This window comes from Verrucosispora sp. WMMC514 (genome assembly GCF_027497295.1).
In the GTDB taxonomy this organism is placed as follows: Bacteria; Actinomycetota; Actinomycetes; order Mycobacteriales; family Micromonosporaceae; genus Micromonospora; species Micromonospora palythoicola.
Map to the genome: position 1 here is coordinate 1 of NZ_CP114906.1, position 14,464 is coordinate 14,464.

At 70.4% G+C, this 14,464-nt stretch carries 16 protein-coding genes; 14 read left to right on the forward strand and 2 right to left on the reverse strand.

Annotation, left to right across the window (positions count from 1 at the left end; all coding sequences use genetic code 11):
• The first annotated feature begins 70 nt into the window (after nt 1–70).
• From O7597_RS00005 to O7597_RS00040, 8 genes are all read left to right on the forward strand, one after another.
• Nucleotides 71–550, forward strand: a complete 480-nt coding sequence (locus O7597_RS00005; protein ID WP_281583347.1) for a diguanylate cyclase — start codon at nt 71–73, stop codon at nt 548–550.
• Complete coding sequence (locus tag O7597_RS00010) at nt 547–885, forward strand: hypothetical protein (protein ID WP_281581645.1); 339 nt, start codon at nt 547–549, stop codon at nt 883–885. The genes O7597_RS00005 and O7597_RS00010 overlap by 4 nt, the downstream gene beginning before the upstream one ends.
• Before the next feature lie 279 nt (nt 886–1,164).
• Nucleotides 1,165–2,511 (forward strand): hypothetical protein, encoded by a 1,347-nt coding sequence (locus O7597_RS00015; protein ID WP_281581646.1) that lies wholly within the window; start codon nt 1,165–1,167, stop codon nt 2,509–2,511.
• Between the two features lie 121 nt (nt 2,512–2,632).
• Entirely contained in the window at nt 2,633–3,658 is a 1,026-nt protein-coding gene (locus tag O7597_RS00020; RefSeq protein ID WP_281581647.1) for an ArdC family protein, read from the forward strand.
• 141 nt (nt 3,659–3,799) lie between these two features.
• Complete coding sequence (locus O7597_RS00025; protein ID WP_281581648.1) at nt 3,800–4,366, forward strand: hypothetical protein; 567 nt, start codon at nt 3,800–3,802, stop codon at nt 4,364–4,366.
• 551 nt (nt 4,367–4,917) lie between these two features.
• Nucleotides 4,918–6,027, forward strand: coding sequence for a hypothetical protein (locus O7597_RS00030; protein WP_281581649.1), 1,110 nt, complete (start codon nt 4,918–4,920; stop codon nt 6,025–6,027).
• The gene (locus tag O7597_RS00035; protein WP_281581650.1) at nt 6,024–6,359 is read left to right on the forward strand and encodes a hypothetical protein; all 336 of its coding nucleotides are present in this window, start codon (nt 6,024–6,026) and stop codon (nt 6,357–6,359) included. Before O7597_RS00030 ends, O7597_RS00035 begins: the two co-directional genes overlap by 4 nt.
• Nucleotides 6,356–6,637, forward strand: coding sequence for a hypothetical protein (locus O7597_RS00040; protein WP_281581651.1), 282 nt, complete (start codon nt 6,356–6,358; stop codon nt 6,635–6,637). The genes O7597_RS00035 and O7597_RS00040 overlap by 4 nt, the downstream gene beginning before the upstream one ends.
• 55 nt (nt 6,638–6,692) lie before the next feature.
• Here the strand turns inward: O7597_RS00040 and O7597_RS00045 are convergent, their stop codons facing one another.
• Nucleotides 6,693–7,115 carry a hypothetical protein gene (locus O7597_RS00045; protein WP_281581652.1) on the reverse strand — a complete coding sequence of 141 codons (423 nt, stop codon included), beginning with the start codon at nt 7,113–7,115 and terminating at the stop codon, nt 6,693–6,695.
• Nucleotides 7,116–7,530: 415 nt separating this feature from the next.
• Here O7597_RS00045 and O7597_RS00050 point away from each other — a divergent pair, with 415 nt between their 5' ends.
• From O7597_RS00050 to O7597_RS00060, 3 genes are all read left to right on the forward strand, one after another.
• The gene (locus O7597_RS00050; protein WP_281581653.1) at nt 7,531–8,805 is read left to right on the forward strand and encodes a DNA-processing protein DprA; all 1,275 of its coding nucleotides are present in this window, start codon (nt 7,531–7,533) and stop codon (nt 8,803–8,805) included.
• 138 nt (nt 8,806–8,943) lie between these two features.
• Nucleotides 8,944–9,696 carry a hypothetical protein gene (locus O7597_RS00055; RefSeq protein ID WP_281581654.1) on the forward strand — a complete coding sequence of 251 codons (753 nt, stop codon included), beginning with the start codon at nt 8,944–8,946 and terminating at the stop codon, nt 9,694–9,696.
• Nucleotides 9,693–10,208 carry a hypothetical protein gene (locus tag O7597_RS00060; RefSeq protein ID WP_281581655.1) on the forward strand — a complete coding sequence of 172 codons (516 nt, stop codon included), beginning with the start codon at nt 9,693–9,695 and terminating at the stop codon, nt 10,206–10,208. Before O7597_RS00055 ends, O7597_RS00060 begins: the two co-directional genes overlap by 4 nt.
• Nucleotides 10,209–10,631: 423 nt before the next feature.
• On the opposite strand, the gene O7597_RS00065 is transcribed toward O7597_RS00060, so the two are convergent.
• The gene (locus tag O7597_RS00065) at nt 10,632–10,934 is read right to left on the reverse strand and encodes a hypothetical protein (protein WP_281581656.1); all 303 of its coding nucleotides are present in this window, start codon (nt 10,932–10,934) and stop codon (nt 10,632–10,634) included.
• On the opposite strand from O7597_RS00065, the gene O7597_RS00070 reads away from it, so the two are divergent.
• From O7597_RS00070 to O7597_RS00080, 3 genes are all read left to right on the forward strand, one after another.
• The gene (locus tag O7597_RS00070; RefSeq protein WP_281581657.1) at nt 10,933–11,730 is read left to right on the forward strand and encodes a hypothetical protein; all 798 of its coding nucleotides are present in this window, start codon (nt 10,933–10,935) and stop codon (nt 11,728–11,730) included. The genes O7597_RS00065 and O7597_RS00070 overlap by 2 nt on opposite strands.
• 270 nt (nt 11,731–12,000) lie before the next feature.
• Nucleotides 12,001–12,954 carry a DUF2637 domain-containing protein gene (locus O7597_RS00075; RefSeq protein WP_281581658.1) on the forward strand — a complete coding sequence of 318 codons (954 nt, stop codon included), beginning with the start codon at nt 12,001–12,003 and terminating at the stop codon, nt 12,952–12,954.
• Nucleotides 12,955–13,371: 417 nt separating this feature from the next.
• Complete coding sequence (locus tag O7597_RS00080) at nt 13,372–14,442, forward strand: M23 family metallopeptidase (RefSeq protein ID WP_281581659.1); 1,071 nt, start codon at nt 13,372–13,374, stop codon at nt 14,440–14,442.
• Nucleotides 14,443–14,464: the final 22 nt, after the last annotated feature.

Sequence of the window (14,464 nt, forward strand, 5' to 3'; positions counted from 1 at the left end):
GGCGGCCGTCGCCGCCGCCCTGCACAGCGCCCACCACGACGACCTGACCGGCCTCGGTAACCGGGCGGGCTTGCACGCCGCCCTGGCCGTCGCCGGACGACCCGTCGCAATGATCTTGATCAACCTGGACGGCACCCGGACGTTCGTGGCCCGCTTCGGCGACCGCGCGTTCGACCAACTGCTCGTCCTGACCGCCGGTCGGCTCCACCACGCCGTGCAGGCCGCCGGCGCACAGGTGTTCCGTCTGCGCCGCGACGAGTTCGCGGCAGTCATCGACGACCGCGCCGACGCCGCCGGTCTCGCCGCGCGGCTGGTCGCTGCCGTCGCCGAACCGACCGACATTCATCTCACCGGGCAGCCCGTCACGGTCACCGTCACCGCCTGCGCCGGCGTCGCGTCCCTCACGCCCCACCAGGAGGCCGCACGGCGGCTAGCGCTCGTGCACGCCGACCGCGCCCTGCGCGCGGCAAAGCAGACCGGTCGCGGGCTCACGACGGTGTTCCATCCCGCCACCAAGCCCGGCACCACCGACGGCGGGCCGGTCCGATGAAGACCCGCCGACTGGTCATCTGCCGCCGTCGGGCGCGTTCCGGTGCGGGTGTCGGCGGGGACGTGTACGGGCTGATCGACTGGGACGACGCGCCGATCCTGATCGTCGGCAGCAGCGTTGAGGCGGTGAAGCGGGAAGCGATCCGGATCTTCGCCCGCACGCTCGCCGACACGGGCAGCCTCGCCGAGGACGCCCCGGACTTCACCGACCGGTATCCGCTGCCCGATCCCGACGGCCCGATCGAGGCCATCGACGACTGGCTGACCCGGCTGCGCCGGGCCACGGCCATCCCCTGGTTCGCCGTCCTCGACGACGAGGTCGTGATCGCCCAATAACCACCACGGCGGCCTCACCGCTGCCAACGGCGGATGCCCGGCCACCGCCGCCGGAGGGCATCCGCCCCGCGCTGAGGCGGCGACCGGCTGACGGTCCACGCCGACCACGTCAGCGATCGACCCACCAGGGGCTGGTCACGGCCAGCCCAGGAACCCATCCCAGTTTGACCCCTTCCGGGGATCGTGCCGGCCGTGTGCCGCAAACCCCCGGGGGCCACCCGGGGTGGGTGCACGGCCCGGCGCGATGCCTGGACTCCGCACGAAAGGACACGGAGCCCCATGATCGAGCCATCCACGCAGATCCAGGCCCTGCTCGCCGCCGTCTCTCTACGGCCGGCCGCCGCCGAGGGAATGCGGACGATCATGCAACGCCAGTCCGAGTTCCCCAGCCAGACGCAGGCGCAACTCACCGGGATCGCCCTGGACCCCTACGGCCGCGAGTTCGCCGACCAGGTCCTGGACACCTACTGGTCCGACGACCAGCGCCAACACGACATCATCAGCGGCGGCAGCACCGGCCGTGAGGTCATCATCGGCAGCGGATTCCACGCCGCCACCTACGCGGCGGTCCGCGTCCTCGCCGGCTACCCGAAGCCGCTGGTGCTGGAACGCCACCAGCGCGTCGGCGGCACGTTCGCGCTGACCGCACGGCCGACGTTCTGGCTCAACTCCCGCAACCGCGCCGGAGGCGCCGGACCCGCCGGCGACCAGGGGGCGAGCCTGAACTACCTGCCGGGCGCACCGATCCAGGCAGCAGACCTGTCCATGATCGAATATCAGCCGAACACGGACATGGCGTTCGTGATCCGCCTCGCGCTGGCCCAGTTCGCCGACGTGGTCACCAACGCCACCGTCTCATCCGTCAGCGCCGCCGGCACCGGTGCCAAGATTGAGATCGAGGGCAAGGCCCCGATTCTGGCGGGCCGGGTCATCGACGCCCGCGGCGTGGGCGACCCGATCCCCGACGGCGCCAACGGCACCACCGTGCTCACCTTCCGGCAGTTCATGCAGCGGATGGCCGGCATGTGGCCGCTGCGCGGACTGCGTCGCGTCGCGGTCGTCGGCGGCGGTGACTCCGCCAAGTGCGCCGTCGAGTCGTGCCTGGGCCTCGCCCCGCAACCGTTCATGGCCGCCGCCGCCCTCGACCAGGTCGACCGCATCGACTGGTACGCCGAGGACCTGCCGACAACCTGCGAGCAGTGGCAGACCGACATCCGCGGCAGATACCAGGCCACCGGCCGCTACCTACAGCCGGACCGCCGCGGCGTCCAACGACTCACCGTGATCAGCCGCCGGGCGCGTCCCATCGCGCTACCCGACGCCGCACTGATCGGCGGGCGCACCTACGACCTCGTCATCGTCTGCACCGGCAACCGCGAGACACCCATCGACGGACTCGACCTCACCTCCTTCGACCAGTACACCGCCGCCGACGGCACCGTCGTTGCCCGTACCCACTACAGCCTGCCCGCGTTCCGCGTCGGCCCCCACGCCAAGCTCCCCTTCACCGCCACCGAACGCGCCGACGGCGTCGCGGACATCGCCCCCAACGCGGTCTCGATGTTCCGCACCGCACCCAAGACCGCCGCGCTGGCCGCGACTCTTCCCGCACCGACCCGGAGCTGACGCGCACCTCCGTCCGCGTTCCCGCAACACCCGGGCTGCAGTCCCACCTCGTGCCTACGGGCCGGCTGGGGCTGCGGCCCCAGCCTGTCCGCCGCCACGTGGCGGAGACAGGAGGGCCACCATGGCCATGACAGCCGAGGAACGCGACGCGTTCCTCGAACGGAGCAAAGCCGAGTTCGACGCCCGGCTGGCGCGCCTCGCCGCCGACCCCACCGAGTGGGTCACCTTCATCGAGGAAGCGGCCGTGTTCGGCGCCCGCTACAGCCTGCACAACCAGTTCCTGCTCATGCTCCAAGCCGCCGAGCGGAACATCGAGCCCCGCTACTTCCTGCCCTACGGCAACAGGAAAGGCACCTCAGGTTGGAAGGCCCTCAACCGGCACGTCCGCGAGGGCGAGACCGGGTTCCTCATCTGGGCGCCGGTCACCCGCCGCCCCACCGAGGAGCAGGCCCGCGACTGGGAGGCCGCCGGCCGCACCGTTCGACGCGACCCGGACGGCCGCCCCGCGATCCAGGTCGTCGGATTCCGGCCCACCAGCACCTTCGACATCAGCCAGACCGACGGTGAACCCTTTGAGGTGCCCACCGTGCGGCGCCGCCGCCAGGTGAAGGCCGCCGGCGGGAAGACCGCGCAGCTGCTCACCGGCGATGACCCCACCGGCGCCTACGACGACGTCGTCGGACTGATCAGACAGGCCGGCTACGACTTCGCCCTCGTGCCTGCGGGCAGCGCCCACCTGGGCCGCGCGAACGGGGTCACCGTCAAGGGGACCGGTGTGCAGATGGTGCGGGTGCGTGACGACGTCAGCGGCGCACAGCGCATCAAGACCAGCCTGCACGAGTTGGCCCACATCCGGTGCGGGCACCTTGACGACCTCGACCGGCAGGAACTGCTGCACCGCGGCCGACGTGAGACCGAAGCCGAGAGCGTCGCCCACCTGCTGTGCCGGGCGCTCGGCCTCGACACCCAAGCCTATTCCGACGCGTACGTGCTCGGCTGGGCCGACGGCGACCTCACCCTGATCCGTGACTGCGCGCAGACCGTGCTGCGGGTGGCCAAGACGATCCTGCGCGACCTCACCCCAGACGACGCTGACCTCGCCGAGGCCGCCGAGCCTGGGCTCGCCGTCGTGGCGCAGCCCGTCTGACCGGCCACCGCCGCCGGGGCTGCTTCCTCATCCACCCCGTCGGCATCCCATTCCGCGCCGGCCCGGCCGGCAACGGGCACACGTGCCCGTCCGCATGCCGGCAGGTCGTGCACACATCCCGCACTCGTTAGGAGCATGGACATGCTGTCCCCGCAGATCACCCTCGCGCTGCCCCAGGTCATCACCGGGATCGAGGAGAAAGCCGAGAATCTCGGCTGGGACGCCCCACCGGTGCTTCTCGCCCTGTTCCACCGCCACCTGGTCACCGGCTCCCCGCTGCACCTGATCGAGGTGGAGCCCTCACCGTTCGCCCTCGACCTGGATCCCGGCTCGAACTCCGGCCTCGCCGGCGTGTTGAACCTACTCGCCGACTTCATCTGCATCCCCGAGAACGCACCCGAGCTGAAGGACTGGCTCGACGCCACGCACCGCACGTTCGTCGGGTACGCGCTGGTGTTCGAAGGCTTCCAGTACACGCCGTACGCCGACTACACCTACGGCGACATCAACACCGTGCCGGCGATGGCCGACGCCGAGGTACGCATCGTCGTCGCCATCGACACCGACGGCCGCTGCTACGAGACCAAACGCATCCGGGACGAACACCCCCAGCCGATCACGGTCCACGACGCGCTCACGCCACAACTCCTGGCCGGCGCCATCCCCGACGTGCTGAGCCGGCTCGTCACCGCAACCCACCACCTGTGACTGGCGGCGCCCGTCGAGCCGGTGGTCGAGTGTCATCTGGCGCCACCCGTCCCGGGTGGCGTGTCGCATGTCCCGCCCAGAACTGCTCCTGTCTGAGACCGCCGACCTGCGGCGGCTGGTAGCACCGCGACGCACACCGCCGTCTGCCGGCGGTGGAGCCGGTATTCCCTGTCCCTCGACAAGGCAGCCATCCGAGGGCAGTGCCGCCCGCGGCGGCAGGCACGCATCCGTCCGAATGGGCCAGACCCGTGGGGGTGTGCACTGAGATCTGCTCCTTGCTGCCGATGGACGCGACCCTGTCTGGTCGTCCGGGCCCGATCCCCTCTCCGTGTCACTGTTCGCGAGGATGTCGGGCCTTTCACTCCCGTGCGGTCACTTGCGGTACTGCGCCGCATCCGCTCTGTTGCGTAGGCTGCTGCGGGTCGATCACCACCGGCGATCAGGATCAGGGAGGGTTCGTGAGCGGGGAACAGATCATCGCGCGGGTGACCGCTGCAACCCGGAGGCTCGACGAGGCGCAGTCCGAGCCGCCAGGCGTGGAGGCGCGATAAGTGAGCGGCTTCTACGTGGACGTCAACGGCATGGATGGCGTGTACAACGTGCTGCACCGTGCGTCGCAGGATGCCGCCGAGGGGTTGCACTACATGACCCGGCACTGCGACCTGACCTTCGACCAAGAGGGTCTGATCTTCATGCTCGCCGGCCCTCATCAAACGGCCTACCGTCGGATGAGCGAAGGTCTGGAGCGGCTCAAGAAACTCCTGCAGAGCGCCGCGACGCAAGTGAATCTGGCTCAGGGTGAGTACGTGACGTCTGACGCAGACGTGGCCGCCGATCTGGACCGAACCTACCCCGGTGCCAGTGACCCTTCCCGTCTTCGCGGCACGCTAGCTGGACCGACCCGGCCGGACCTGTGGCCTGCGGCTGTCCGGTCACCTTTTGCCGACGTGGTCGAGCCGACAGCGCGGCTGGTGCCTCCCAGTTACATCACTGGCGTCGAGATGTTCCAGATCAACCCGATGTCTGACCTGCTCAGCCCCGCCGCCTGGGTGCGGCAGGTCAGCGTCTGGTTGTTCGGCAAAGACCCGTTCGAGAGCTGGGGAAAAGCCTTCAGTGGTGACTGGAACTCCTACGTTCACTGCGCCGCTGCATGGCGAATAATCGGCAACTCGATGGATGACATCGGACGCAACTTGATTACCGGCGCGGCGGACGTATCGACCGTGTGGCGCGGCAACGCGGCGGAGGCTGAGCAGGAGTATCAGCTGTCTGTCGGCCTGGCGGCCCGTGCCCTTCATCCCGTCTGTGACCAGTACGCGGACCTGTACAGCAAGGCAGCCGAAGCGGCTAAGCAACTCTACTCTGTGGTCACCGGACTGATCAGCAAGCTCATCGACGTGCTGATCGTCATCAACGCTGCTGCGGCTGTCGGCACTGCCACGATCAAGACTGGCGTCGGTGCCGTTATCGGCTACAGCGTGGCCGGCTACTACGCCTGGCAGGCATACGACCTGTATGACGAGATCTCCAGCTTCTTCGGCAACGCCGAGATGGTTTTCAAGGGCATAGCCGCCTCGATCGAGATGGTGAAAGCCGGCATGGAAGTGGCCTCGCTGCCCGATCTGGAGCCCTACCAGCACCCGGCCCTGGTGGACCGATGAACGACGACATCACCCAGGAACCCCTTGCGCGTGCCGTGCTCGCCAAGCTGGCACGCACCCGAGGGCCCGACGATCCTCTCGGCTCACTCGCTCGCACCGTCCTCAGCGGCGATGCGGACCTTCGAACCGCTGCCTCCATCTCGTGGTACGGCACGGCGCTGCATGCCTCGTTCGAGGAGGCTATGGCCCGCCGTGACACGATGTCGCCGCAGGAACGAGCCGAGCACGACCGGCAGGCTCGGTTGCTTCGCGATGCGGGTGACGACCTGACGGTGCCGGACGAGGACGACACAGAGGACGAAGAGCGTCCTGAGGGAGGCCAACAGCGATGAGCGCATGGAAGCGGTGGAGGATCGCCATCCCGCTGCTCGGGCTCAGTCTCCTGTTGTTCGTGCCCGCAGTGTTCGGCGCATGGGCCTGGTGGTCTGAGAACAGCGCAACATACCGGACGATAACCGCTCTCATCTGCCTGGTCCTCGCGGGCTGCGTTGGTCTCTCCCTATCGATCGGGATCAAAAAGACCGAGGACGTGCCGTGGCTTCGCATCGGGCTCGTTGCGGTGGGAGTTCTCGCTACCTGCGGTCTGGCCGTCGTCCGTCGATCAGTGTGAGCGGAAGCCTGCGCCATCAGGTGCAGGCTTCCCTGCCCACCTATCCGACTACTGTCTACCGCGCCAAGGCACGAGGAGCGCTGCGCGCGTACAGGTCGGCGTTCCCGTCCTTACCTCTCGGGGTGGGGACGTTGCCTACGCTGCCCTGCAGCCGTTTCTCGGCTGCGTCGAGCTTCCACGGGGTGACTCCCGCCTCGTCAGCCTGCCGCAGCGTCAGGAAGTCCCCCGGCACCGCCTGATAGGCCGCTGACGTGGGATGTCCCCAGGCAGGTTGGCCAGAGCCGACACGGCAAGGGGATCGCTTCGGGTCACCCTTGCCGCGTACGTCCGTCCAGACGTTGACCAACTGCCCGATGGGGGCCGTCAACTCCTCGGCGATGACCAGCCTGCGGGGACCGAGATCCCAGTCTTCCGGCTCGTGCAGTGCGAGTTGGTTGCGCTCGTTGGCGAGAACATCGCGAACCAGGGCCTCATGCATCTGCGCCGGCCGCGTGAATAGTCGACCTGGCCATTCCGAGCGCCCAACGGTGTAAGCCCTTCCGGTCAAGGATGGCGACGCGGTCCGCCCCGGGCGAGCGCCTGCACGGCGACCAGCTCGGCGAGCACGCTCTAACCCGCGCCTGTCCCGCAGCTGACGGCAATGTGTGGAGAGTCGTCGCGGAGGGACGGGATGACGGGTCCGTCGCCCGCACCGTGGCCGTTGGAAAACACCCAGTCAGCCTGCCAGGGAACGTGCGCGGCGACCTGGTCCACACCAACCCGGCCGGCAGGCGCTTGCGCATGGCCCCGACCGCCCGTGCGTCTGGCCTTCACCCTCGCCGACCTCGACGGCCGGCCGCTGCCCGACGCGGGCCCCATCACCGCACCTCTCACCCTGCACCAAGGAGACCATCATGCCCACCGACACTGACCCGAGGATCGCCCGCGCCGTGCTGGCCCACCTGACCACGCCGGGCAACCGTCACATCCACACCCTGGTCCACCACGAGGGCCCGCTGACCGTCCTGCGGCGCCTGCTCACCCGCGACCTGCCCGCCGCCGCGATGCCGGCTCCCGTCGGGCATCTGTCCACCGTCGACGGACGTCGGATCGCCGAGGCGGTCGTCGCCGACACGGCACGAATCGGCGCGCGGATCGTGACGCCGCAGGACGCGGAATGGCCCACCGGATTGCACGACCTTGCCACCGCAGGTCACACCGCCGGCGCCGTTGATCTGCCCGCGCCGCCGCTGTGCCTGTGGGTGCGCGCCGAACGGCCCCTACCCGACCTGCTGCGCCATGCGGTCGCCGTCGTCGGCTCCCGCGCCGCCACCGCCTACGGCCAGCACGTCGCGACTGAACTCGGCCACGGGCTCGCCGAGCAGGACTGGACCGTTCTCAACGCCGGCGGCTACGGCATCGACGCCGCCGCGCTGCGCGGCGCCCTCACGAGCCGACCCCACGCCGCCGTCGCGATGCCCGCCTGCGGGCTCGACCGGCTGCACCCCGTCGGCAACCGGCCGCTGTTCGACCGGCTCGACCTGATCAGCGTCTGGCCGCCGAGCAGCGACCCCAGCCGCACCCGAACCCTGCTCAACCACACCTGGCTGGCCGCCCTCACCTGCGGCGCGGTCCTCGTCGAAGCGGCCCCCGGCAGGGGCCACGGCATCATCGGGCGGGCGCTGGCCCTGGGCCGACCGGCCATGGCCGTGCCGGGTCCGGTCACCTCCGGGCTGTCCGCCGGCTGCCACCAGGCGCTGCGCGACGAGCCCCGCATCCGCCTGGTGTGCGACGCCGCTGACGTCGTCGCGCACCACACCCCACCCACCCGCCACCCCGGACGGGGCCGGGATGTTGCCACGACGTGGGAGCCGGGGTGGGTGGTGCTGCCTGGGGTCGGCGGCCCGTACCCGGCGCTCGTGGCCGACCTGACCGGCCCGCAGGGCTGGCCGATCGCCCGGTTCACCGCCGACACGGTCGCCCGGATCGCGGCCGACTGCGACGCGCACGCGGCGCGGGTCGGCGAGGCGGCCGGCACCACCCGCATCCGCCTGGTCGACGGCACCGTCCGCCAGACCGAGCGGGCCGGCACGCCGGCGGAGTCGACCAGCATCATCACGGCCGACGCCGACGGCTACTACCTCCTCGACGGGTGGAGCTGGCAGGTCACCGACCCGCCCCCGGCGTGAGCAGCCGACCTGAGCCGCGATCTGCCTGATGTGCCCGGGAGCGGCTGCGCCGCATCCCCGGGCACCCCGTCAGGTGCGCGCCGGAATCAATACCCCACGCCCACGCCACACCTTCGACGTCAACCTGGAAGGAACACGGTGGACACCTCCCACGACTGGCAGGAACTGCTCGACCTCACCACGGCGTGGGGCGAGGCCAGCCGCCGCAACGACACGTCTTCGCCCAGCGACGACGACCTGTGGACGTACGCCCGCCGCCACCGCCCTGGGCTGCCCGCACCCGTCGACGAACTCCTCGTCGACGACCTGCGGGACGCCTTCAACGCCGGCCGGCGCCCCCACCTGATCGACCTGGACTCCGTCGTCGCCCACCTGGCCGAGCAGGGCCGTCCGGCTCTGGTCGCGCACAGCGGCGGCAACACCGCCACCCTCTACACAGGCAGCCGCTACACCGACCGCCTCGGCGACACCCGATGGTCAGTGACCGCCGGGCCGGGCTGGTTCGACGCACCCGGTCGCCGCCGGCCCGTCGCGGACACCAGCGAGTTCACCATCGGTCCCGACGACCAGGACAGCTGGTGGTGCGTCCGCGTACCCGAACACACCACCACCGCGGAAGTCTGCGCGCTGGTCATCGCCACCATCGACGAGGTCGAGGCGCGGCGTGCCCGGCTGTCCGCCGCCGCGTCGGCCGCCGCCGGCGCCATGGTCCGGGCAGTCGCCGCACGATATCCGGAACTCGGCACCGCCATGCCGGACCCCTGTCGCGACCTCGTCCGCGACGTCGGCGACCTCATCGCGGACTGGCTGCACGCCCGGCTGCCCGCCCTGAGGGCAGCCCCGCCCACCATCACCGACCAGCCACGCGGTCAGGAAGGAAGGAGACCGTGACCCGACCCGTTTGCGGCACCTGCGCCACACCCGGCGGTGTGCGGGACGGTCGGCCGTGGTGCGACACCTGCCGCATCTGGCTCGTCCTGCACGAGCCGACCGGCCAGTGGGTCAGCTACGCCGACCATGCGTCACGGGACCGTGCCGCCGAGACGACACGCCGCATCGCCGCCTCCGCCCGCCAGGTCACCGACAACCTGCCCCGGGTCCACAAGATGCTGCCCGAGGGCTGGACCGCCAGAACCCATCAGGGAACAGCCTGCGCCCCGTACGCGATCGCCATCGACGCGCCCGGCGGAGTCATCGACGCGACAACCTACCTGCACCCACCCACCGACACCTCCGGCTGGCACGTGACCGTGCACAACCGGGTCACCGGAGTCGGCTTCCCCTCCTACACCGAAGGCGGTGCCCGCGCGGCATCGTTCGACACCGTCGAGGCCGCCGCCGCCGACGGGATCAGGCTACTTCGCGGCGAGATCCACGATCTGGCCTCACGCCGGCACCGCTGACCGCAAACCTGCCCACAGTCCAGGCAGAGGTACCGGCGTACCACGATGTTCGCGACCACAAACCCTGTCGGCCTGATGCCTGCTCGATGACGTATCGCGGAATGCCGCCACTGTGGGCCGGACGGCGGATTCCTCCGCGCCAGGCTCGCCGCATTCGCATGAAGCCCCTGGCTCATGGTGACCCGGCTACCGCCGGGATCTGCTCGACCGGGCAGTCGAACACGCGGAAGACGGCAGTTCCCGTGAAGCCGACCGCAACGGCCCGTCTGACTTCGCCGGTGTGACGGACGAATTCCGGCTGGTCACTCACCGGTGCCCGCCTCGTCCGTCTGCGCTGCGCGTGGACCTGCCTCAGCCCTGACTGACCTTACGGAAGCGGCGGGCAGGGCCTGCTACCGACCTCGCCCGCCGCACCCGTCCCCTTCACCGAAGGGATGCCGCGCCAGAACTGCACCACCGGTTCACGGAAGCGTTCCGGTGACCGGCCGCACCCAGCCCCGTGTGTCGCGTCGCCCTCGCCTCGCCGCTCGCCAGCTGCGCGCCGCCGTCGACGCGCAGCTCGCCCACCCCGATCTGGACCCCATACCCGCCGACATCGGCCGGGCCCTCGACCGCGCCCACGGCGGCGTCCTGCGCACCTGCCTGCGCCTGATCGAACTCGGCCGCGCCCGACAGACCGACACCCGCCCGCGCCGCTTCCGCGCGGCCACCGAAAGGACCCTTCATGAAAGACCATCCCAACCCCACCGACACCAGCAGTGGTGCCCTGCCCGAGCAGACGCCGTGGACCGCCGAACAGATCACCGACCTGCTGCACGCCGGATTCCAGCAAAGCCGCGGCGCCATGCCGGACGACACTGTCCTGCACGCCACCGCAGACCTCATCGCCCAGCAGGTGGCGCTCCTGCGCCGCGCCGACACCGACCTGATCACCACGCTGCGCGGCGCGCTCACCCAAGCCGATGACACCCTGCGCGACAGCAACGGCGCTCTGGAATACCGGTATCAGCAGTTCGTCGGCCTCGTCCGACGCTGGATCATCTGGGCGGTCAACACCGGCGCCCTGTCCGTCGCCGAGGCCAACACCGCCCTGCACTACCTGACCATGCCGCCGCCCCTGCGCACCCACTTCGAGGCGACCGTCCACACCCCTTTGGCCGTCGATGTCGACGCGGCCACGACCGACGACGCCGTCGCCTCGGCGCAGCACCTCCTGCGCGTCGACCTGCGCAGCCTCGATGCGGTCGTGCACCCCACCGAACCGTGGCAGCTGCGGCTACGCGTCCTCGACCAGCCCCCCACCCACCCCGACCAGCAGCAGTACAGGTACCGGGTGGTGTGGGTGGTGCCGCTGGTCGTCACGGTGAAGGCCCTCGACCATCGCGAGGCCATCCCCATCGCCGTCGACATGGTCACCGCCGACCTCGACCACCTCGACGTCGCCCACGCCTACACCGCCGACATCCGCGCCGTGGACATCACACCGGTCCACCACGGCGACTACGACCCCACCACCGACTGACTTCCCGCGGTCTGTTCCTGACCCCCGGGTGACGCACCGACAGGTGCTCCCCCTGGGCGCCGGAATCACCCCCATGCGGTGCCGGCGCCCCAGCGCCGGCACCGCACGTCTTGAGTGGAAGGCGCAACCTCTGATGCCCTCGACCCGCACCACCCACGAACCGACCGCCGGTCCCACCCGACACCACACCACCGGTCCCGCCGATGTCGCGACACCCGACAAGGGCCGCGACCCCGGTGGCGGACCGCACCATCGGTGGGGGTGCCGCTGATGGACGGGCGTCTCCTCGCCGCCGGCATCGCCGTCGCGGTCGCACTCACCCTCACCGACATCGTCCTGCGGCTACGCGCCCGCCACGACACACCACGACGGTCACCAGCCGACCTGACGATCACCGCCGCCGCCACCCTCACCACCCTCGGACTGGCCGGCATCGCCGGCGCCGTCAGCTACGACCATCTCCGGGAACTCGCCGAGTCCCGAGGCGAAACCGGCTGGCGAGCCCACGCCTTCCCACTGACCGTGGACGGCGTCGAAATCGTGGCGACCCTGACCATCCTGTCCGACCGACGCGCCGGCCGCCCCTCCACCTGGGTCACCTGGACCGCGCTCGTCGCCGGCGGCATCGCCAGCCTCGGCGCGAACATCCTCGTCGCCCAGGACGACCTGATCGCGCGGATCATCGCCGGCTGGCCCGCCATCGCGCTCATCGCCGCGATCAAGATGCTCTCCGGCATCCTCGAACACGCCCCACGACACGACACCCCACCCGACCGACACCCTCCGGCCCCCACCAAGCCCAGGACCGCGGAACCGGCCGATGGGCTCGACGACGCGCCGAGCGAGAACGTGCCGCGACACGAACCGCCCGCCACACCCGACGACCCGACCGTGTCGCGACCCGACGACACCGACGGCGACACGGCAGCCGCCGACGACTGGCCGGTCACCCTCATGCGCCGCATCCCCGTCAACCCCGAGCCCTACCAACGCTGGCAAGCCGTCTGGGCTGACCTGAAAGCCGGCCACACTGACCTCAAGGATCTCGCCCGACGACACCACTTCGACGTGCGTTCCGTCCAAGCCATCCGCCGCGCCGGACAACTCGGCATCCTCGATCACCCCGACCCGCCCGCACGACGCCTCGCCGCACTCCCCACCGCCACCGGACACCACGAACCACCACCCCAGCCGGCCACCGATACCCAACCGGCCTCACCGTGACCGACCCCGCCGCCTCGGTAAGCCGCCCACACTCACGTCGGTGAGCCGGGTTCTCTGCTGGCATCCGCCGCCAGTTGTGCACATGCCGGGCGGATCTCGTCTGCTGACCGACCACCGATAAGCCCTGGCGTCGGGAACGACGGGCACGTGACATCACGCACCGTCTCCCCGACGCCAGGGCCCCAATCCCTGCCCGAACCGCTACTGACCTCACCGCCGCTGTAAGCCCCGCACTCGACCGTGCCGCAGATGCGGCCATTTTTTGTGCCCACAACCAGCAGCCACAAGCACCACAAAGCACGAATACCGCACCGAACAGGGCGGCGAACGTCAACGATGGCCGCCCCCATACCTGGAGGACCCCATGATCACGCCAGCAACCGCCTCTACCCGCGACCGCACGCCCGAGGCGCGAGGATGAGCCGCCGCCTCGCCACCATCCTGCTCGCCGTCAGCCTCGCGGTGATCTTCACCTGTCTCGCCGGTACCAGCATCCTGGTCGGCGCCCCCGCCATCGGCTGCGCGCCCGACCCCGCCACCTCCCTACCGCCAGCCCCCGCCGGCGGGTGGCCGACCGTCGGCCGCTGGGACCGCGACCAGGTCGGCAACGCCGCCACCATCACCGCCGTCGGCGTACGCGACGGCGTACCCGCGCGCGGCTGGGTCATCGCCGTCGCCACCGCCATGCAGGAATCCAGCCTGCGCAACCTCCCCGACGGCGACCGCGACAGCGTCGGCCTGTTCCAACAACGCCCCAGCCAAGGATGGGGCGCCCCACCGCAACTCCTCGACCCCGCCTACGCCGCCGCCACGTTCTACGCCACACTCCTGACCATCCCCGATTGGCAGACCATGCCGCTGACCGAAGCCGCCCAACGCGTCCAAATCTCGGCCTACCCCGACGCGTACGCGAAATGGGAACCCGACGCCACCCTGCTGGTCACCACCATCACCGGCACCAACCCGCACCCCGACGGATCACCAGCCGCCGAAGGCTGTCACGTCACCGGACCGTGGACCCAACCGATCCACGCCCCAGTGGGATCCGGATTCCGGACCGCCGCACGCCCCGGACACGACGGCGTCGACCTCGCCGCCCCACGCGGCACCATCATCCGCTCCGCCTCCACCGGAACCGTCACCCGCGTCCGCTGCAACGCCATCGACCGCCGCGACGGCAGCGACTGGGGCTGCCACCGCGACGGAAACCCCCACCACACCATCGGATGCGGCTGGTATGTCGACATCCAACACGATCAAGGATTCATGACCCGGTACTGCCACATGGACAAGCCGCCCCTGGTCCAACCAGGCCAGCCCGTCACCGTCGGCCAACCCATCGGCCTCGTCGGCTCCACCGGCCACAGCTCAGGCCCACACCTGCACTACGAGATTCACACCAACGGCGACTCCAGCAGCGCAGGCGCCCAAGATCCCGTCCCGTTCATGATCGCCGTCGGTGCGCCACTGGGTGAATCCCCAGGGTAGGCGGGCCGCTTATGTCGGGGTA